The sequence below is a fragment of the Psychrobacter sp. DAB_AL43B genome, assembly GCF_900168255.1.
Taxonomy (GTDB): Bacteria; Pseudomonadota; Gammaproteobacteria; order Pseudomonadales; family Moraxellaceae; genus Psychrobacter.
Window position 1 is genome coordinate 2,212,122 of record NZ_LT799838.1, and the last position, 19,283, is coordinate 2,231,404.

Consider the following 19,283-nt stretch of genomic DNA (forward strand, 5'->3'; position numbering starts at 1 on the left):
TGCCCGGGTGGTGAAATTGGTAGACACAAGGGATTTAAAATCCCTCGCTAGCAATAGCGTGCCGGTTCAAGTCCGGCTCCGGGTACCATTATATTAAAAGGCCTCCAAGCAATTGGAGGCCTTTTTCTTATTCTATATACTCTCCTATTAAACTAACATTCCTCTTTAGTAGACTCCTCTTCCCTAAGACAATCTACTATTAACTGGCCAATTTTACTGTTAGATGCCCTTCTCACGTATTAAGCTATGCTGTCAATCCCGTAGACATTAACTTGGGAGATTTTAGCTACGCAGCCTGATGATAAAAGCCAAACCACATCTGTCTTGGCGTTTTATAGCCTAAACGCTTCTGAATTCTAGTCCCACTGCGAGCATAGCTATTGTCTTGCGTCGCTGCAAAGCAGTGCTTTGCTAATCGCTCCTTATTATACTCAAGCTCAATATATTTAGTGATATCGCTGATGGCTTCAAATCTTGTTTTATAATCTTGATGATATACCAGCTCATTCTTTAAGAGGCCCCAGAAGCTCCCTATGGGGGCGTTATCAAAGCAGTTGCCACGCCTAGACATTGAGCCTTTAAACTGATGCTGCTTAATGATCTTTCGATACTCATAACTACAGTACTGACTACCTCTGTCAGAATGTAAAATCAACCCTTGGCTGGGCCGCTTGCTCTTAATGGCCATGTTTAATGCACGGCAGACTAAATCTGCTGTCATATGCTTGCCTGTGGCATAGCCGACAAGCTCTTTAGTGTAGAGGTCTTTAACTCCTGCTAAGTACAGCCAACCCTCATTTGTCCAAATATAAGTGATGTCACTAACCCACGACTCGTTAGGACGATTGGCATCAAACTTCTGATCAGGCAGGTTCGGATAAATTAGCTTATTATATTTGGAGTTGGCGACGGCAAGCAATGCCGTACTCTTCTTTGACTCGTCTGATCATGTATTGACTAATATGATGGCCTTGCTCTGCAAGATGAGCTTGCAAACGATTAACACTATAGCGCTGTTTGGTCTCGCTATGAGCTACCCTGACAAGCAGTTCACACTGATTACGATGGGTCTGCTGACAGCTGATATCGCGTTTCGTCCATTCGTAGTAGCTAGAGGGTGCAATGTCTAGCACTTTGCACATGCGAGTAATGTTAAAAAACCGCTGATTGGCTTTAATGTAAGCGTACTTCATAAGCTGTGTTTGGCAAAGTACGCCGTGACCTCATTCGAGCATAGCTCTCATCTTGCGTCGGGGCGAAGCAGTGCTTCGCTTTATCCCTCCTCATTTAATATCTCTCGTTCCTCTTCAGCCACTTTGAGCTGTTTTATTTCCTGAATAGCTGCCATAAGATCGGGATCATATTGCTTAGTGCCGACAAGCTTGCCTTGATTGGCTTTGTTCTGCCAGTTGGATAACGTTTGCATGGCTATGCCGAGCTGCTTTGCAGTGGCTGAAATATTACCGTTGTTGTCTGCTATCTTCTTAACAGCTTCTGCTTTAAATTCTATGCTATAGGTTCTGATTTTCTTGGTCATGGTAAACTCCTCATTGAGTCGTTAGTTTACCAAGCTTACTTCTACGGTTTCTTCAGCATAGCCCAACTCAAGTATGTGTCGATGATACATACCACTATCAAATCGTTTTTTTTGCTAATGAATCATCAGTAGATTGCCCGTTTTAATTTTCAAATTAACTATTTCTTCACTATATTTTGTTAAAACCAAACCAAAAAAAATCCGACCACATTAAGTGATCGGATTTTTAATATTTGGTGGAGATGGCGGGAGTTGAACCCGCGTCCGCCAGCATTACGCTCATGAATCTACATGTTTAGTTTCTGTCTTTAATTTTAGTCTGCACCGATCCGACAGTCAGGATGGATTAGCCGATTCTCTACTTTTGAACCCAAGCGATTGAGACAATCACTTGTGGCGATCCTACATGCGGACGCTTCAACTTAGTTGACCAACTGTAGGTGATCAGCAACCAAGTAAGCAGGGTTTAAGCTGCTAGAGCGTAATTTTCGTCGTTTGCGACTATAACAATATATGTTTGATTAACGAGAGGACATATACTCTCGACATGCATCATTGAGTTTCATCACCAGCGTCGAAGCCAGAACATCCCCAATAAGGTCGATGATTATATAGTACTTATACGCCTGCTTGCAACCTATTAGCAGTTCGTATTACATTACGTTACAGCTTAATCATCTAAGCCAATACTTCATTCAGCCACTTACCGATATTTTGAATCTGCGGCATACAAACCTGATGTGCCATTGGATAAGTATGGTAAACGACGTTATAGCCTTTCTCTGATAGTAGCTGCTGCGCCTGCTCACCCAAAACAACCGGAACGACAGGGTCGTGTGTGCCATGCTCAATCAATATTGGCATGTCTTTATTAGCCGCACTATAATCGATATTATCATTGGTTGCTAAATAAGTAGATAGCGCCATCAGACCTGCTAAACGCTGTGGATAGCCGAGTGCCACATGATAAGCCACTGCCCCGCCCTGCGAAAACCCTGCGATTACAATATGTTCAGGAGCGACACCGCGCTCAATTTCACGGCTGATCAAATCATGTATTTGCTGAGAAGACTCTTCAATCTGCGCAATATCAACTTTCCGTTCTAGGCTCATCTCTAAGATGTCGTACCAAGCTGGCATTACCATGCCACCATTGATTGTCACTGGGCGCTGTGGAGCGTGGGGAAATAGGAAGCGTACAGCCATATCATCAGACAATCCTAATTGCGGCACGACTGGCTCGAAGTCATGACCACTGGCACCCAAACCATGTAGCCAAATGACTGACCGATTAATAGCTTTTCTAGTAGGGTTGTGTTCTACAATGACGCACTCTAAATATTCACTCATAATTGATCCTTAATAATATTCAAAAATTTAAATAGGGTTAAAGTTGCAAAATAGGCTCGGTTGTCATCATTCCTTAAACATAACCCGATACTTTAAGTGCTTGGTAAATGACAATAACAGTCATACTTATTATTTTGCATTTTTTGTGGAGACAGTTTACATGACAATTTCGAATAATTCAGTGGCTAAGCACACTCAGTTGAAGAAAGTATCACTTAAACGAGTTATTCAAATAGGTTTTACTTTGCCTTTAGCGATTACCAGTAGCCTATTATTAATAGGTTGTGATGAAGATAGCGACTCATCAACTACAGTACTGCCTACTCTACCACCGACTACTGATGAACCGACCCAATCCGTCGCATATAGCTATGGAGTTCGACCATTTTATCTGGTCAATGATATGGATGAGGGCCCGCTTAAAGACGAGTTGCTGGCGTGCAAAGCGCAAATACCTAGTAAGACAGACTTCTCTATTTCCCATCGCGGCGCACCATTACAGTTTCCTGAGCATACTTATGACAGCTATGTGGCTTCGGCACAAATGGGCGCAGGTATATCAGAGTGTGATGTTGCTTTTACCAAAGATGGTGAGCTGGTATGTCGCCACGCACAAAACGACTTACATACCACCACCAACATTCTCGCGACCACACTGGCTGACCAATGTACCGTACCACCAATAGTGGATGGCAATGGAATACTGACCAATGCGGCGGACATTGAATGCCGAACCTCGGATATTAGCGCGAGTAAATTCAAAAGTCTTAAAGGAAAAATGGACGCTGCGAACCCTCAAGCGACCAATATTAATGAGTATATGAATGCGACTGCGTCATGGCGAACTGACTTGTATTCACAAAACGGTGAACTACTCACTTTAAAAGAGCACATTGCGCTTGCCAGCAGCTTGGGCATGAAGCACACGCCTGAATTAAAATCTCCCGTCGTTACTATGCCTTTTAATGGTTATAGTTTAGATACTTATCGTCAACAGTTAATTAATACCTACAAGGCTGCTGGTGTGTCCCCCAGTGAGGTGTACCCGCAGTCCTTTAATATTGAAGATATTGAATACTGGCTTAACAACGAGCCACTCTTTGCTGTCAATGCCGTCTACTTAATTGATGATAGTAATGCAACTGCTGCAGGCAAGACTTTTGATAAAAATGACCCGACCACGTGGAAGCATTCATTAGCCGAGATTAAAGCTCGCGGCGTCAATACTATCGCACCGGCATCGTGGCTATTGGTCACTACCGATGGTAATGGCAAGATGATACCTTCCACATACGCGACACAAGCCAAAGCCAATGGGCTTGATATTCTCACCTGGTCACTTGAGCGCTCAGGACCACTAGCAGGTGGCGGCGACTGGTATTATAGTGGTCTGGGCGATGCCATTAATAATGATGGCGATATGATGAACTACATCGATGTACTGGCACAAGACGTCGGTGTCAGAGGCATCTTCTCAGATTGGCCAGCGACCGTGAGTTATTATGCGAATTGCAAAGGCTTAAAGTAGTAGGCATTGCATCAAAAAACTTCGTTAGACACTACGCATTTAAAAGATCAACTTAGCATCGATTGAGTTGGTCTTTTTTATTGATGCTTTTAATTAGGGCGTGTCCTCAATCTGAATGAAAGCACCTAAATGGGCTAAAAATGGCTAAATCTTGCCAAGCTGCGTCAAATAGCTGGTCAATAGCCTGATATTACCTGCGCTATTTTCCTTGTTTGGCTACAATTTGTCTCATTTTTATCACCATCTTCAAAATGAGGACACGCCCTAATAATTTAAAATATTTGAAGTTTTTTTTGATAGTATCGGTACTATTTAGCTATCGCACTTCAGCTTTCCATCAATTTTTCACAACGTTTGATGAGCACTAGCAAAATCCAGCACTACTTTTATGCTACGATAATTTAATGGATTGATGCTTACTGTATGACACCTTATTAACATTTTTTAATCTTTGCAAATATAGCCATGACTAACGCTGCTTTAGCTTAATTTTTTTATAAAACGATATAACGCTTATGACTCATATTTTATTGGTAGAAGATGATCCCGCTATTGCTATGTCGCTTAAAGTCACCTGCAAGCGTGAAGGCTGGCAAATCACTTGGTTAGATAATGCCAGCAGCGTGCTGCCGATGCTACGTAGCGAAAAAGCACAAGATTTATCAGCGATTATCTTAGACGTAGGGTTGCCAGACGGTGATGGTTTGAGCCTATGCCAGCAGATACGTCATGCGCCTGATATAGGAACGCTCAAAGATGTGCCTGTGGTATTTTTGACTGCACGTAGTGATGAGGTCGATCGTATCTTAGGTTTAGAGATGGGCGGTGATGACTATTGTGCCAAGCCCTTTAGCCCTAGAGAGTTGGTCGCTCGCCTAAAGGCCATTTGGCGACGTGAGCAATTACTTTATGAGCAGTCTGCTAATAACCATACAGAAACGGCAAATAATAGCGCCGACCATGCTTCATCGAGCAACACGTTATCTAGTAACGGTCTTTCGAATAACATGTCGGGGCAAGCACTAACGTTTGAGTGCCAATCTGGTGTTTGGCATTATCAACCGCTCAACTACTCGCTGCTGTGGCAAGAGCAAAAGCTCGAACTTAGTAATACAGAACGCAAAATCTTATTAACCTTATTAAAAGCACCCAATCAAGTATTTAGTCGTGAACAGCTACTCAATGCTGTCAGTGATTATCCTGACCATCGCTTGGCACGGACGATTGACAGTCATGTCAAATCCATTCGTAAGCAGCTAGCAAGTGTTGATTCTAGCATTGAAGTCATTCATACCCATCGTGGTCTTGGCTATGCGTTGTGTCCAGCTTAGGCTTTGATACTCCCTCGATACTAAATAGTATATTTATATTTATATGCTCAAAGCGACCTTGCCGAGTACTAATAGCAGTTTTAAACCTATGACTCATCAAACCAATAACAGTGCTAATCCCAGCCAAAGTAATTGGTATGCAAAACTGCATCCCATTGGCACGGCACAACAAACTGCTGATCCAAAAAAGTTGCTAAATTTAAGTATCTTTTTTAGGATTTGGTTAGCAGTGGCTTTAGTACTGATTATTTGCGGCATTGTCGTGTTTACTCAGCTCTTTAGCTACGTCAAGCCGACGGTGCAGCAGGTCATTGAAGACACGCTTTTAGATACCAGTAAACTACTAGCAGCTAGCCTACAGCAACCACTGCAATCAAAAGAGCTGTACGATGCGAATTATCAAAACCAACTTGATACCGCGTTTATTGACACATTAGCCAATAATAATGTGACCCGTCCAGACATTAAATATGATGAAAAAACATATAGTAGCTTTCGAGTCTATGTCACAGACAAGCAAGGTATGGTTATTTATGATTCATTCCGCGCGCCTAACAATGCTGAAGGACAGGATTATAGCCGCTGGAACGACGTCTATTTAACCTTAAAAGGTCAATACGGCGCCAGAAGCACGACGCGAGATCATAATCAGCGCGATGGTACGGTCATGTATGTGGCGCAGCCAATTAAGGATGACACAGGTAATGTGATTGGAATCGTTAGCGTCGGTAAGCCAGTCGCTAGTGTGCTGCCTTACTTGGATAATACCCGTAGACGTATGCTGATTACCGCCTTGCTCATTAGTATTGTGGCCCTTATCCTAGCTGGACTCGTGGCATGGTGGCTTAAACAAAGCATCAGCCTTGTGACCCAATATACAAGGGCGCTGGCAGAAGACACTAAAAAACCGTATTTTTACTTAGGTCATGAGCTCAATAGCCTGACCGATACCATTGAGACAATGAAACATCGGTTAGAGGATAGAGGCTATGTCAACGACTATGTGCATACGTTGACCCATGAGCTAAAAAGCCCGTTGACGGCCATTCGTGCCAGTAGTGAGCTGTTAGAGGACGACGGCTTGGATGAAGACGATCGGCAGATGCTTATCCAAACCGTTGGTGAACAAAGCATAAAAATGCAGCAATTAATCGATCGATTATTATTACTCGCTAAGATTGAACAACCGAGCTTTAAGCTGAATCGGCAGCTAACGCCGCTATTGCCATTATTACAAACCCTTGTAAAAGACAATAGCGCTAAGTTGCAACAGCAGCATCTAACACCTATCAAAATCTATATTGATGATATAAATTTTACTGAAACAATAACCTTACCACCAAATATATTGGCAAATACCAGTGTTTTTGCTGACCAGTTTTGGTTGGTACAAGTGCTACAAAACGTGTTAGATAATGCCATTCATTTTGCCGAAAGCATGGTTATTATCTATATGCATAGCACCGCGCAAACCGTGACTATCGAAATCTTTAACGATGGTAAATTGTTGCCTGACTATGCCGTTAATAAAGCATTCGACCGTTATTTTAGCTTATCGCATCAAAGCCAAAAGGACTCCATGCCAAACATTAAACAAGAACAAGCTAGTATGTCTAATAGCACACTCAAAAAAGGCACTGGACTTGGTTTAACCTTAGTGAAGCAAGTGATTGAACATCATGGAGGTCATGTTGCTATTAGCAATGTCAATACTAATGATACTGACAAAGACGAAAAGGATGCTGCTAAATACCCACATTCTGGTGTAATCGTCAGTATTACTTTACCTTTAGCTAAAGAATAAAATATTTGGATAAAATATATATGCGCTCACTTTAATAAAGCTCCTTTTAATCATTAACAGCCAGATTATTAGTGACAATTCATTAAATTTCCATCATTTCTACACATGTTTTCTATCTCTTTATTTTACGATAGCGTTATTCAAATTCGTCAGCAAAATCAAGGATAGTAAAATCATGCCCAATCTTCTTACTCAAAACCAAATTATAGAAAACTGCTTAGGATATAGCCGTCACGATTGTACGCAAAACTTATCGAATCAAGGCATCAACAGCCTTGAGTTTGGACATTGGCTCGCTATTCCCAGTCAGCAACTGCTATTGATATTTCGCCATCAGCAATGTGTGGCTGTTGATTACTATGAAATAGCTGCTTAAAAACTTATTCACGTTACTGATTAGACTTTATCGATTGCGTTATTAACTTTCTAATTTTTTATGACAAATCAACCATAAAAAAACCCTTTGTCATTTCTAATTACATATCATTAGAAACGATAAAGGGTTTATAGTTTTACGATAAACAATCTAAGTAATCGATTCAACCGGCGCTACTACATCAGCATTTTGACCACGATGGCGCAGATAATGATCGAGTAATACAATCGCTAACATGGCTTCGGCAATGGGCGTCGCTCGTACACCAACGCAAGGGTCATGACGACCTTTGGTCAACATATCAACCGACTCGCCTTGCATATTGATACTCTTGCCAGCAGTGGTAATGCTAGACGTTGGCTTAAGCGCGATACTGACACGAATATCTTGCCCTGACGAGATACCGCCCAATATACCGCCGGCATGATTGGCAGTGAAACCGTCTGGGGTCAGCTCATCACGGGAACTATGACCGAACTGCCCAGCCACAGCCATGCCGTCACCAACCTCAACGCCTTTGACGGCATTGATACTCATCATCGCATGGGCAATATCAGCGTCTAAGCGATCAAATACCGGCTCACCAAGTCCGACAGGTACGCCACTTGCAACAATCTCAAGACGCGCTCCGCAACTCGTACCTTCACGGCGCAGATTGTCTATCAATGTCTCAAAGCGACCAATTGCCTCTTTATCCGCACAAAAGAATGGATTGCTATTCACAAATTCCCAATCAATTTGACTAGGATCTAGTACCTTGCTGTATTCATTACCAATCTGAGTGACATGACCATGGATTTGTACACCCAAGCGATCTTGCAGAAATTTCTTAGCAATAGCGCCAGCCGCTACCCGCATTGCGGTCTCACGTGCTGATGAGCGCCCACCACCACGATAGTCACGAAAGCCATACTTCATACTATAAGTATAATCGGCATGACCAGGGCGAAAAGTATCTTTGATTTCGCCGTAGTCTTTAGATTTTTGATTGGTGTTACGAATCAGTAGACCTATAGACGTACCTGTTGTTTTACCTTCAAATACGCCAGAGATAATCTCGACTTCATCAGACTCGCGGCGCTGGGTCGAGTACTTAGAAGACCCTGGTTTACGGCGATCCAAATCTACCTGTAAATCATCTTCAGATAACGCTAAGCCCGGTGGCACGCCATCGACGATTGCCATAAGACCTGCACCGTGCGACTCACCACAAGTGGTGACAGTAAATATTTGTCCAATACTATTGCCTGCCATATTTATCCTTAAATAAATGAAGTCTACTTCTGATGATGTTATTAATCGTTATAAAATCTATTGATTGCTATCTAAGAGCTGTACGTAAGCAGCGAACAGCTGACGATGTGTCATAAGCTCATCATAAGTCATTGCAAACACACCATGACCGCCATGAGCGAATTTTAACCAATCAAACTGGATTTCAGGATAAGCCTGATTTAACGCCCACTCGCTATCACCCACTTCACAGACGAGCAAACCTTCAGGGCTTAGATAATCTGGCGCTTCAAAAAGAATGCGATGGACCAAGTCCAGCCCATCTTGACCTGCTGCTAAGGCATGCTCAGGCTCATACAAAAACTCAGGTGGCAAGTCTGCCATGATAGCGGCATCGACATACGGAGGATTAGTAACAATCAGCTCATATTGATGTTCAGCAGGAATCTTAGCAAACAAGTCAGACTCAATCACATTTACTTGATGGCCGAGGTCATGATGATCGACGTTGACCATCGCCACCTCAAGCGCCGCTTTATCAATATCGACCGCATCGACCAAAGCATCTACAAAACGTGTCGCAAGCGCAATGGCGATACACCCAGAGCCGGTACATAAATCTAGAATACGCTCAGGCTGCGACAGCTGCTTGATCTCTAACCCATGATCATAGAAAGTAGCTGCTTGGTTATTCATACTGACCGCAAGCGGCTTTGCCAACTCATTGACATCAAAGTATGGATGAAACTGTTGACGAATCAGCTCGGCGATGGGCGAGCGCGGAATTAAAACACGCTCATCGACATAAAAAGGTAAGTCGCAGAAATAAGACAGATTAATTAAATAACTTAAAGGCTTACGCTCAGCGATACGCTCTTCTAATAAGCTTAATACTAGCTGCTTCTCTGAGGTAGTCAGGCGACAATCGAGAATTTGATCATTGGCTGACCAATCTAAAGATAGCGAATGCAATACAATAGCAGACGCTTCAGCAAATTCATCGGTGGTTCCTTGAGCGACAACCACATCATAATTGCGTAGCTGAGTCACTGAAAAACGAATAAAGTCACGGATAGTGACCAGCTGCTCACGTGCCTCTTCAAGCTCGGTACGCAAGCTGGCAAATTCATCGTGTTCACCGAGAAGCCCTGTCTCTAAGTCGTACTCTATATCACCATCCATACCTTGCGACTCACTATCACTAAAGTATTGATTTTGAAACTCTTCTGCGCTCATTGTTTGGTCTTCTGACATATCGCACCTTGCTGATTACATGTTCACTGACTACATGCGGATGGGTTAAATGGTTTTCAATTAACAGCTGATTTATTAAATAAGCATCTTGTCCCATATTATAGACGCAAACAAGATGATGCGCCAATGACTGTCTTTTTTACTGCAAAAAAAATAGCGTTGCTATAAAGCAGATTATAAGCAATATCAATAAAAACCGGCTACAACTCTACCCCAGCATGACTAAATTATTTCCCAACTGTAGTGAATACGTCAACCGTTGACGTTTAGCAAGTCTTAAACGAAAAAATATGTGTCAAAAGTTTGCGAAGCATCCAAATTATGCGCATAATAGCTTCATTAGCAGCCACCACAAGTATCCCAATATGATGAAAATAAAGCCTCTTATTACCGCTATATCTATCGCTGTTGTTAGTGTGAGCGCTATTGCCGCCACCACTGATAATACACGCACCTTGCCCGTACGCTCGGCTGACTCACTTCCTGGTATCGCCAAGAAAGTTAGCCTGAATGTACAAGAAAACCGCAGTAGCTCAGCCGATGCTCGTGCGAACGTTAAGCCAGATGCTACCAAAGCCAAGCCAGCTGACCGTATGACTCAGCTGATTGACGAAAAGCAGGAAGCCGAAGCAAATACAGCACCAGCAGCCGTTAGCGCTGATAATATGACCGTAGAAGAGCTGTCTCTTAAAGATGTGCAATCTGATAGTACTGACGATATTAGTGAAGGCCAAGCCCTCGCTGCACCTAGTACATCAACGCCTGACAGCTCAAACGATACTGCTATTAAGAGTATCGCAGATGTGGATGGTAAAAAACATACTACGCTGAACTTATCTAACTATGCCAAGCAAGTAAACGGTGCAAAATGGACACCGAATATGAAAGTTAACTCAGCGATGACCATCAAAATGCAGGCGTTATTGGATTGGAACCACGCCTCTCCTGGTGCTATTGATGGCGGCTGGGGTATGAACAGTAAAAAAGCGCTCATTAACTTCCAAACCATGAAAGGCTTGCCAGCAAACGGTAAAATGGATCAAAAAACATGGGATGCCTTAAATAAAAACATCCCAGCCAATAAGCCAGTTTTAGTGACTTATACCATTGTTGAAGACGATATCAATACTAACTTTGCCACCACGCCTGCAGGCTCAGAAGCCAAATCAAAAATGAAAGGCTTGTATTATCAAGACATCAAAGAGATGTTTGGTGAACGCTTCCATATGGATGTGCGTTACTTAGATAAACTTAATAAAAATAAGCAGTATAAAGCAGGCGAAACCATCACCGTCTTAAATACGCGTGCCCCACTCAAGCAGCGTATCAACCGTGTGGTCGCTAACAAAGCCGATAAAACTTTATATGCTTATAACGGTGATAAGCTGGTTGCCACCTATCCAACGACGATTGGTAGTGACGCCACTCCATCGCCACAAGGTACGTTTAAAATCATTAATAAAGTAAAAATGCCGTGGTACAAAGCTACGATTGGCAAAGGCACAGATAAGCAAGTACATATGCTGCCGCCCGGCCCAAATAGTCCAGTAGGGGTCGTATGGATGGGCTTATCTAAACCATCATATGGCATTCATGGTTCACCTAAGCCTGAAGGTATCAGTCGCCAAGCATCAGCAGGTTGTGTGCGCTTGACCAACTGGGACGTTTTAGAGGTTTATGCCAATATCGAGAATGGAGCAACCGTTGAGCTAAAATAGGTTATGTTAATGCATAAAAAAATACCTTGATTATCAAATCAAGGTATTTTTTTGCCAATTTTAAATAAGCTTTTTGCTTAAACAACCCTTATCAACACCCAATAAAAAAACAGCGCTTTTTTAGGCGCTGTTTGTTATTACAGGTTTTCACGACATACAACGTTATCAAACTAAAAAATATTTATTATTATAACTACCGTCTTATCCCAAAAATTATACTTTATACCCTTCCTCATTACCTGTAATGCTACCGACTTTTTTGGTGAAAAATAATCCGGCTGGTATGGAGATTAAGATGCCTGCTGCTACTGCCATTTGAATATGCGGAATTTGATTAAATCCGGTTACCAATGCTGCAATCATGAACACACCGATGGTGACAGTTGCGGCTATTGAATAGATGACGGAGAATAGTGGCCAGTTCATGATATATTCCTCATTTTTTGTGTGGGTATAACTACTTTATACACTAAATCCACACAAATAGTAAGTCTTTTCTTGTGGGCGCTTAGCCCATTTATATCAAGTGATTCGGATTGATAGCCATATTATAACTATTGATTTATATTGCATGCTTTTCTTCTAAAAAATACCGCTAACAGGTATTGTCTTCTTTTGTGTTTGTCTCTTTCTAACTCCCTCTGTTTGGTCGCAAAAAAACCATACGCGTTCATCCATATATCATTACAATAGTAATTTGCTTTCATTCTCCAACTTTGACTATCTGAGAACGCCCTCTTCTATGACCTCATCTACTACTAATGCATCTCTTGATTCGCCGCCTCTAAATAACTCACCAAATGATGGTAATAATAAGGTGGATAGAGAGTGGGATAGACAAGAAGCACAGGATACATTATCCGATAATACTGAGCTGAATACGGCTGTTGATATTGATACAGACCCCAATACTCCCTCTCATAAAAATAATGCTCATAAAGAGCGGGCTGCTGCAAAAAAGCCTGATGCTAAGATAAAAGTGCAAACACTTGGCCCTGATGTGGTAGTTGCAACGTTAGAGACAGATGAGCCAGATTCTCATCACGCTAGCGAAAGCGTGGAATCCGAAGCTTTGAACCCAACAGAACCGTTTTTTCAAAAAGCGAATGACGCTGAAGTCGTCATAGAAGCAGGCTCACAAGAAAGCGTCGACACAGAAGATAACCATGGACAAAAAGAGATAAAGCCAAACGAACAGAAAAATATTAATAAGCATGAGCAGCAAGTTAATAAACAACAAGATACTCAGGCAAATGGCGACAATATCGTAAAAAATGACGTAAAAGAACAACAGAGCGATCAAGAACACCAAGAAGACCAAGAAGAAGAGGTTAAAGAAAAAAAGAAGCCAAGCTTGAGTCTTATAAGCAATTTGTTGCCGAACAGTTTAGCAACAAGAAAGTAGATTATCCCGAAGTGCGCGTTAGGATTGAGGCAAATGCGCTACCAAGTAAAATGTATTTCATTATGAACATACTGTCGGCCATCATCGCAAGCTATGGATTGGTGACCAATTCGGCAGCTGTGGTGATTGGCGCGATGCTGGTTGCGATGATGTTGGGTCCTATTACTGGGATAGCACTAGCGATTATTGATCATCGCATGCCACTGCTGCGCAAATCGCTCTTTACCGTCATTGCCGGTGTGTCTTTGGTGGTATTGGTTGGTTTCATCGTTGGCTGGTTGCACAAAGAACAACCTTTGACAGCAGAAATATTATCACGTACTCAGCCCACTTCTATGGATTTAATGATTGCCCTAGCCGGTGGTACTGCTGGTGCTTATGCGATGGTTTCGCCGCACTTGTCTGTGGCAGTGGTGGGCGTTGCTGTTGCTACAGCGTTAGTGCCACCTCTTGCCGCGAGTGGGATTTTATTTGCCAATGGCGAGATGCAGCTTGGACTTGGTGCATTGCTGCTAGCATTTACCAATATTATTGCCATTCAATTTACCAATGCTCTAGTACTTTGGTTGTTAGGTTTTCGCCGCTTGATCGATGACGATTATAAATCAAGTACCTATTTAACCTTTTTGCGGCGTAACGCGGTGACCTTATTGTTGTTGGGCGGATTGGGAGCGTATTTAACCATCAATCTACAGACCAATGCCAAGCAGCAAGTGTTTGAAAGCAGCGTGAAAGAGACGATTAATAGCTACTTTAGTGATAAAGGCAATGTGTTGACCAATACTCAGTTTGATAAAACAGATAGCAATCAAATCGTTCGTGCAGTTATTCGCGGCGAAACGAAGCCCAGCTCATACGACGTCCGCCAAATTGAAACGATCATTACTCAAGATATAGCGGACAATTTCCCCGAGTACTTGCCTATTAGATTGCAGCTGCGTTATATGCCGGTACAAGTGATAGAATCGCATCCACTGATTCAAGATAAACTCGATGAGACTGATGTGACTATTTTGACCAATTGATTTCATCAATCTAAAACGCTTCCATTACGGCGCGATAGCTTGCAAAAGAACCCAAAACTGACTATTTAATAACACCTTGACAGCAACACCTATTTGATAAAAGCGCCTAGTCAATACAGACATTTAAGCGTCATTTACCGTGGCTTTACTTGTGAATCTTCAACACGCTTTGCACGTTTGTGCTAAAATCGCTTGCAAAATTATTTTACTTATTCTACTAAATACTATCCGTCAGTAAGGAGCCGCTGTGAGCCAGCCATTTCGCTCAGCCGATATTCGTCAAGCTTTTATCGATTTTTTCATAAGCAAGCAGCACACCCCCGTCGCCTCATCTAGTCTGATTCCGCACAATGACCCGACATTACTATTTACCAATGCCGGCATGAATCAATTTAAAGAAACCTTTTTGGGTATGGAGCCACGCGACTATACCCGTGCTGTGACCTCGCAAAAATGCGTGCGTGCTGGCGGCAAGCATAATGATTTGGATAATGTCGGTTATACGGCGCGCCATCATACGTTCTTTGAGATGCTCGGAAACTTCTCTTTTGGTGACTACTTTAAGCAAGCAGGTATTGAATATATCTGGGAATTTTTAACCTCTGATGAATGGTTGGCGATTGATAAAAGTCGTTTGTATGTGACCATTTATGAAACCGATGACGAAGCCTTTGATATTTGGCATAAAAACATTGGTATTCCGAGTGAGCGTATCATTCGTATTGGTGATAATAAAGGCGCGCCTTACGCCTCAGATAACTTTTGGACGATGGGTGATACCGGCCCTTGTGGCCCTTGTACCGAAGTCTTTTATGACCATGGCGCAGATATCGAAGGCGGTCTACCGGGCACCCCTGAAGAAGATGGTGATCGCTATATCGAGATTTGGAACTGCGTATTTATGCAGTTTAACCGTCAAAAAGACGGTACTATGCTGCCGCTACCGGCACCAAGTGTTGATACCGGTATGGGACTTGAGCGTATCAGTGCCATCATGCAAGGCGTACACGGTAACTATGAGATAGATTTATTTGTTCATCTCATGGATGCCGCAGCTGAAATTTTAGATATTGAAAATCAGCAACAGTCATCGCTAAAAGTCATTGCTGACCATATTCGTGCCGTTTCATTTTTGATTGCTGATGGTGTCACGCCAAGTAATGAAGGTCGTGGTTATGTACTACGCCGTGTTATTCGTCGTGCCGTTCGTCATGGCAATAAGCTTGGCGCAGAGAGTGATTTCTTTTATAAAATGGTCGCACCCTTGGTTGCTGAAATGAGCGCCGCTTATCCTGAGCTCAAAGATAAGCAAAGCGTGATTGAAAATGCCATTCAAAAAGAAGAAACACAATTTGCCAAGACATTGGCACAAGGTTTACGCTTACTTGCCAGCGAGCTTGAAGGCTTACAAGAAGGCGACGTGCTCTCTGGTGAGGCGGCATTTAAGCTTTATGATACTTACGGCTTCCCGCTTGATTTGACCGCTGATATCACTCGTGAGCGCGGTATTGTCATCGATGAAGCTGAGTTCGATGAGCATATGCAAGCGCAACGTGAGCGTGCTCGTGATGCTGGCAAATTCGACGTCGATTATAGTAGTGTCATCCACGTAGATAATCCAACGACGTTTATCGGCTATGAGCAGCTTGCAGAAGAAGGCGTGACGATTGACGCACTTTATCAAGATGGCAATCCAGCAGCCAGCTTAGTTGAGGGCATGGAAGGCGTGGTCGTGCTTGACCGTACACCGTTTTATGCTGAAGGTGGTGGTCAAGTTGGTGAGCTGGGTGAAATTCGTACCGACACTGGCGTCTTTGAAGTACAAGATACTAAAAAATCAGGGCAAGCCATTATTCATTATGGCGTTGTCACTATGGGCGAAATCAATACTAAGCAAACAGCTGACGCACAAGTGCTCTCTAGCATTCGTTCGGCCAGTGCCAAAAACCACTCTGCGACTCACTTATTACATGCCGCGCTAAGAGAAGTATTGGGCGATGAGGTCACGCAAAAAGGCTCACTGGTCTCAAGTGAAGTCTTACGTTTTGACTTCTCGTACGATAAGCCAGTCAGTGCCGCTGAAATCATGCGTGTCGAACGTTTGGTTAATGAACAAATCCAAGCCAATACCCCTGCCCGTATCGAGAACATGTCTATCGATGAGGCTATGAAACAAGGTGCCATGGCGCTATTTGGTGAAAAGTATGGTAATGACGTTCGCGTGCTTACCATGGGTACGGACAGTATCGTCGATGGTCAGCGCAAGCCTTTTTCTATCGAGCTGTGTGGTGGTCTACACGTACAGCGTACTGGCGATATTGGCGTCTTAAAAATCACTAGCGAATCAGGCATTGCGGCTGGTATCCGCCGTATTGAAGCCGTCACTGGCATGAATGCGATTAAAAATATTCAGCAAAGCGAGCAGCAGCTGAGCGAGTTGGCAAGTCAGCTTAAAGTGAAGCGTCCTGAAGTGGCGCAACGTGTACGCACCATGGCAGATAAGCAGCGTGATTTAGAGAAACAGCTCGAGCGTTTGCAGCAGAAAATCGCCAGCGCCCAAGCAGCGAATTTGCTTGATGAGGTGCAGACTATCGCCGGTACACCGGTGCTTATCAGTACCTTAAGCGGCGTTGATGGTAAATCAATCCGTACGCTGATGGATGATATCAAGTCAAAACTGCCAGATAGCGTTATTGTATTGATTGGTGATAAAGATGAGCAGTTAGCACTAGCCGCAAACGTCGCTAAATCAGTGACTGATCGCGTGAAAGCTGGCGACATCATTCGTCATTTGGCAGGTGAGCTTGGTGGTAAAGGTGGCGGTAAACCTGACTACGCACAAGGTGGTGCGCCAAAGTCTGCTAACAGTGCGTCTATTATAGCCGCCTTACCTGCTTGGATTGCACCCCAGCTTGGCTAGACATTAAGTTGAGTAAAATGCTGCTTTTTTGCCTGTAGAATGTGTAATTGGTTATACCAGCTATAACCAATCGCCATGTATATAACGTCTGCCAACACTTAAAGTTATGACGTTAATATGATATAAAGTACCACGCCCGATAAAACGAGCATATTTAATAAAAATGTAAGGCTTAGTGGAATCTGGGCATATAAGGTCTATCAGCATAAAAAGACAGTAAAAATAATGGGCGCAGTTCTTATAATCTGGCTTTATCGTTATTAAAATTAATCTAGCACTGAATTTATAAACTGAATTTATAAATAGTGGCATGACGGATTGATGTCTTTAATTAACAGATAACCATTGATGAATAATAGGTAGATTTTTATGGCGTTAATAGTACAAAAATACGGCGGCACCTCGATGGGCAGTATCGACCGCATCAAAAACGTCGCCAAACGAGTCAAGCGCTGGCATGATAATGGTCATCAAGTGGTCGTTGTCGTCTCTGCCATGAGCGGCGAAACCAACCGTTTGATTGATTTAGCACGCCAAATCAGCAGTCAGCCCAATCCACGCGAGTATGACCAAATGGTCTCAACTGGCGAGCAAGTTTCTATCTCTTTACTTGCTATGGCAATTCAAGAGCTTGGCGTTGGCGCACGATCATTTACCGGTCGTCAAGTCGCTATTAAAACCGATAATGCTCATAATAAAGCCCGTATCGAAAGCATTGATGATAAAAACATCCGTGAACAGCTAGATGCAGGTAACGTTGTTATTGTGGCAGGTTTTCAAGGTATCGATGAGGATGGTAATGCGACGACGTTAGGTCGCGGCGGCTCAGATACCACAGGTGTCGCTATTGCTGCTGCGCTAGGCGCTGATGAATGCCAAATCTATACCGATGTCGATGGCGTCTATACCACTGACCCTCGCGTCACCTCAAAAGCCAAAAAACTTGAAAAGATTACCTTTGAAGAAATGCTTGAGATGGCAAGTCTTGGCTCTAAAATTTTACAGATTCGCTCAGTAGAATTCGCTGGCAAATACGGCGTACCGCTGCGCGTATTATCTAGCTTTGATGAAAACAACGATGGTAGCTTCGACCAAGACTTTCAAGACAATGTCGGCACCCTAATTACGATAGACGAAGGAGACAATATGGAACAGGCAATCATCTCAGGTATCGCTTTTAATCGAGACGAAGCAAAAATCGTCGTACGCGGTGTACCTGATCATCCTGGTATCGCCTCTGCTATCCTCAGCCCTATTGGCCGCGCGAATATCGAAATTGACATGATAGTGCAAAACCTATCAACCAACGGCATGACCGATTTTACTTTTACCGTCAACCGTACTGACATGGAAAAAACCATGAAAGTACTAGAAAACGAAGTCAAAGATGAGATCGGTGCCAAAGAAATCTTGGCCAATGATGAAGTTGTTAAAGTCTCATTAGTCGGCGTCGGTATGCGCTCTCATGCTGGTGTTGCTAGCCTCATGTTTCAGACTTTAGCAGAAAACAATATCAATATTCAAATGATATCAACCAGTGAAATCAAGGTGTCTGTTCTTATCCAAGAGCAGTATCTAGAAAAAGCCGTGAGATCCCTACATACCGCCTTTGGCCTTGACCGTGAAGACGGTGACAGCAAAATTGCTGGGCTATAATTTTTAACTTAACATTTTTTAATTTATTATTTTTCATAGTATGTTAATTAAATAGGGTCTTATAAGACCCTATTTAATTTTTTTATTATTGCTCAGATTATTATATACCTGATAGTTTTGTGAAAACTCGTGACAGTATCAGTTAT

General features: G+C 42.9%; 13 protein-coding genes, 1 tRNA gene, 1 other RNA gene and 1 pseudogene. 10 read left to right on the plus strand and 6 right to left on the minus strand.

Annotated features, from left to right (window positions below; genetic code table 11):
- Position 1: 1 nt before the first annotated feature.
- Positions 2 to 88, plus strand: a tRNA-Leu gene (locus tag DABAL43B_RS09495).
- A 198-nt stretch (positions 89 to 286) separates the two neighbouring features.
- On the opposite strand, the pseudogene DABAL43B_RS09500 reads toward DABAL43B_RS09495, so the two are convergent.
- The 3 genes and pseudogenes from DABAL43B_RS09500 to DABAL43B_RS09510 all read right to left on the minus strand — a co-directional run bounded on the left by DABAL43B_RS09500 (position 287) and on the right by DABAL43B_RS09510 (position 2,887).
- Positions 287 to 1,537 (minus strand): annotated as a pseudogene (locus tag DABAL43B_RS09500) (IS3 family transposase).
- Between the two features lie 234 nt (positions 1,538 to 1,771).
- Positions 1,772 to 2,130: a transfer-messenger RNA gene (ssrA, locus tag DABAL43B_RS09505) on the minus strand.
- Positions 2,131 to 2,215: 85 nt separating this feature from the next.
- A complete protein-coding gene (locus DABAL43B_RS09510; RefSeq protein ID WP_079692147.1) occupies positions 2,216 to 2,887 on the minus strand; it encodes an alpha/beta hydrolase in 672 nt (223 codons plus the stop codon).
- A gap of 160 nt (positions 2,888 to 3,047) precedes the next feature.
- Here DABAL43B_RS09510 and DABAL43B_RS09515 point away from each other — a divergent pair, with 160 nt between their 5' ends.
- The 4 genes from DABAL43B_RS09515 (at position 3,048) to DABAL43B_RS09530 (ending at position 7,926) form a co-directional block, all read left to right on the plus strand.
- Positions 3,048 to 4,415: a glycerophosphodiester phosphodiesterase family protein gene (locus DABAL43B_RS09515; protein WP_079692148.1), complete on the plus strand. Its 1,368-nt coding sequence runs from the start codon at positions 3,048 to 3,050 to the stop codon at positions 4,413 to 4,415.
- A 515-nt stretch (positions 4,416 to 4,930) separates the two neighbouring features.
- On the plus strand, positions 4,931 to 5,746 hold the full coding sequence (locus DABAL43B_RS09520; RefSeq protein ID WP_079692149.1) for a response regulator: 816 nt from the start codon (positions 4,931 to 4,933) through the stop codon (positions 5,744 to 5,746).
- Positions 5,747 to 5,834: 88 nt separating this feature from the next.
- Positions 5,835 to 7,550 carry a two-component system sensor histidine kinase CreC gene (creC, locus tag DABAL43B_RS09525; protein ID WP_145952528.1) on the plus strand — a complete coding sequence of 572 codons (1,716 nt, stop codon included), beginning with the start codon at positions 5,835 to 5,837 and terminating at the stop codon, positions 7,548 to 7,550.
- A gap of 175 nt (positions 7,551 to 7,725) precedes the next feature.
- Positions 7,726 to 7,926 (plus strand): hypothetical protein, encoded by a 201-nt coding sequence (locus DABAL43B_RS09530; protein WP_079692151.1) that lies wholly within the window; start codon positions 7,726 to 7,728, stop codon positions 7,924 to 7,926.
- Between the two features lie 150 nt (positions 7,927 to 8,076).
- On the opposite strand, the gene aroC is transcribed toward DABAL43B_RS09530, so the two are convergent.
- Both aroC and prmB read right to left on the minus strand, forming a co-directional pair.
- Positions 8,077 to 9,180, minus strand: a complete 1,104-nt coding sequence (gene aroC / locus DABAL43B_RS09535) for a chorismate synthase (RefSeq protein WP_079692152.1) — start codon at positions 9,178 to 9,180, stop codon at positions 8,077 to 8,079.
- A 57-nt stretch (positions 9,181 to 9,237) separates the two neighbouring features.
- On the minus strand, positions 9,238 to 10,413 hold the full coding sequence (prmB, locus tag DABAL43B_RS09540) for a 50S ribosomal protein L3 N(5)-glutamine methyltransferase (RefSeq protein WP_079692153.1): 1,176 nt from the start codon (positions 10,411 to 10,413) through the stop codon (positions 9,238 to 9,240).
- Between the two features lie 290 nt (positions 10,414 to 10,703).
- Between prmB and DABAL43B_RS09545 the strand changes: the two genes are divergently transcribed.
- Positions 10,704 to 12,131, plus strand: a complete 1,428-nt coding sequence (locus tag DABAL43B_RS09545; protein ID WP_079692154.1) for a L,D-transpeptidase family protein — start codon at positions 10,704 to 10,706, stop codon at positions 12,129 to 12,131.
- A gap of 213 nt (positions 12,132 to 12,344) precedes the next feature.
- Here DABAL43B_RS09545 and DABAL43B_RS09550 read toward each other — a convergent pair whose 3' ends face one another.
- Positions 12,345 to 12,557: a hypothetical protein gene (locus DABAL43B_RS09550; RefSeq protein WP_079692155.1), complete on the minus strand. Its 213-nt coding sequence runs from the start codon at positions 12,555 to 12,557 to the stop codon at positions 12,345 to 12,347.
- A gap of 316 nt (positions 12,558 to 12,873) precedes the next feature.
- On the opposite strand from DABAL43B_RS09550, the gene DABAL43B_RS14390 reads away from it, so the two are divergent.
- From DABAL43B_RS14390 to DABAL43B_RS09565, 4 genes are all read left to right on the plus strand, one after another.
- Positions 12,874 to 13,536, plus strand: a complete 663-nt coding sequence (locus DABAL43B_RS14390) for a hypothetical protein (RefSeq protein WP_227516665.1) — start codon at positions 12,874 to 12,876, stop codon at positions 13,534 to 13,536.
- 62 nt (positions 13,537 to 13,598) lie between these two features.
- A complete protein-coding gene (locus DABAL43B_RS14395) occupies positions 13,599 to 14,561 on the plus strand; it encodes a DUF389 domain-containing protein (RefSeq protein WP_227516666.1) in 963 nt (320 codons plus the stop codon).
- Positions 14,562 to 14,808: 247 nt separating this feature from the next.
- Positions 14,809 to 17,481 carry an alanine--tRNA ligase gene (gene alaS / locus DABAL43B_RS09560; protein ID WP_079692156.1) on the plus strand — a complete coding sequence of 891 codons (2,673 nt, stop codon included), beginning with the start codon at positions 14,809 to 14,811 and terminating at the stop codon, positions 17,479 to 17,481.
- 369 nt (positions 17,482 to 17,850) lie between these two features.
- A complete protein-coding gene (locus DABAL43B_RS09565; RefSeq protein ID WP_079692157.1) occupies positions 17,851 to 19,137 on the plus strand; it encodes an aspartate kinase in 1,287 nt (428 codons plus the stop codon).
- Positions 19,138 to 19,283 lie beyond the last annotated feature (146 nt).

Excerpts from the sequence above, each read along its gene's own strand:
- prmB (WP_079692153.1), bottom strand. The coding sequence starts at position 10,413 with ATGTCAGAAGACCAAACAATGAGCGCAGAAGAGTTTCAAAATCAATAC.
- DABAL43B_RS09515 (WP_079692148.1), top strand. The coding sequence starts at position 3,048 with ATGACAATTTCGAATAATTCAGTGGCTAAGCACACTCAGTTGAAGAAA.
- DABAL43B_RS09510 (WP_079692147.1), bottom strand. The coding sequence starts at position 2,887 with ATGAGTGAATATTTAGAGTGCGTCATTGTAGAACACAACCCTACTAGA.
- DABAL43B_RS09530 (WP_079692151.1), top strand. The coding sequence starts at position 7,726 with ATGCCCAATCTTCTTACTCAAAACCAAATTATAGAAAACTGCTTAGGA.
- DABAL43B_RS09545 (WP_079692154.1), top strand. The coding sequence starts at position 10,704 with ATGTGTCAAAAGTTTGCGAAGCATCCAAATTATGCGCATAATAGCTTC.
- DABAL43B_RS14390 (WP_227516665.1), top strand. The coding sequence starts at position 12,874 with ATGACCTCATCTACTACTAATGCATCTCTTGATTCGCCGCCTCTAAAT.
- DABAL43B_RS09550 (WP_079692155.1), bottom strand. The coding sequence starts at position 12,557 with ATGAACTGGCCACTATTCTCCGTCATCTATTCAATAGCCGCAACTGTC.
- DABAL43B_RS09520 (WP_079692149.1), top strand. The coding sequence starts at position 4,931 with ATGACTCATATTTTATTGGTAGAAGATGATCCCGCTATTGCTATGTCG.
- creC (WP_145952528.1), top strand. The coding sequence starts at position 5,835 with ATGACTCATCAAACCAATAACAGTGCTAATCCCAGCCAAAGTAATTGG.
- aroC (WP_079692152.1), bottom strand. The coding sequence starts at position 9,180 with ATGGCAGGCAATAGTATTGGACAAATATTTACTGTCACCACTTGTGGT.
- DABAL43B_RS09565 (WP_079692157.1), top strand. The coding sequence starts at position 17,851 with ATGGCGTTAATAGTACAAAAATACGGCGGCACCTCGATGGGCAGTATC.
- DABAL43B_RS14395 (WP_227516666.1), top strand. The coding sequence starts at position 13,599 with ATGAACATACTGTCGGCCATCATCGCAAGCTATGGATTGGTGACCAAT.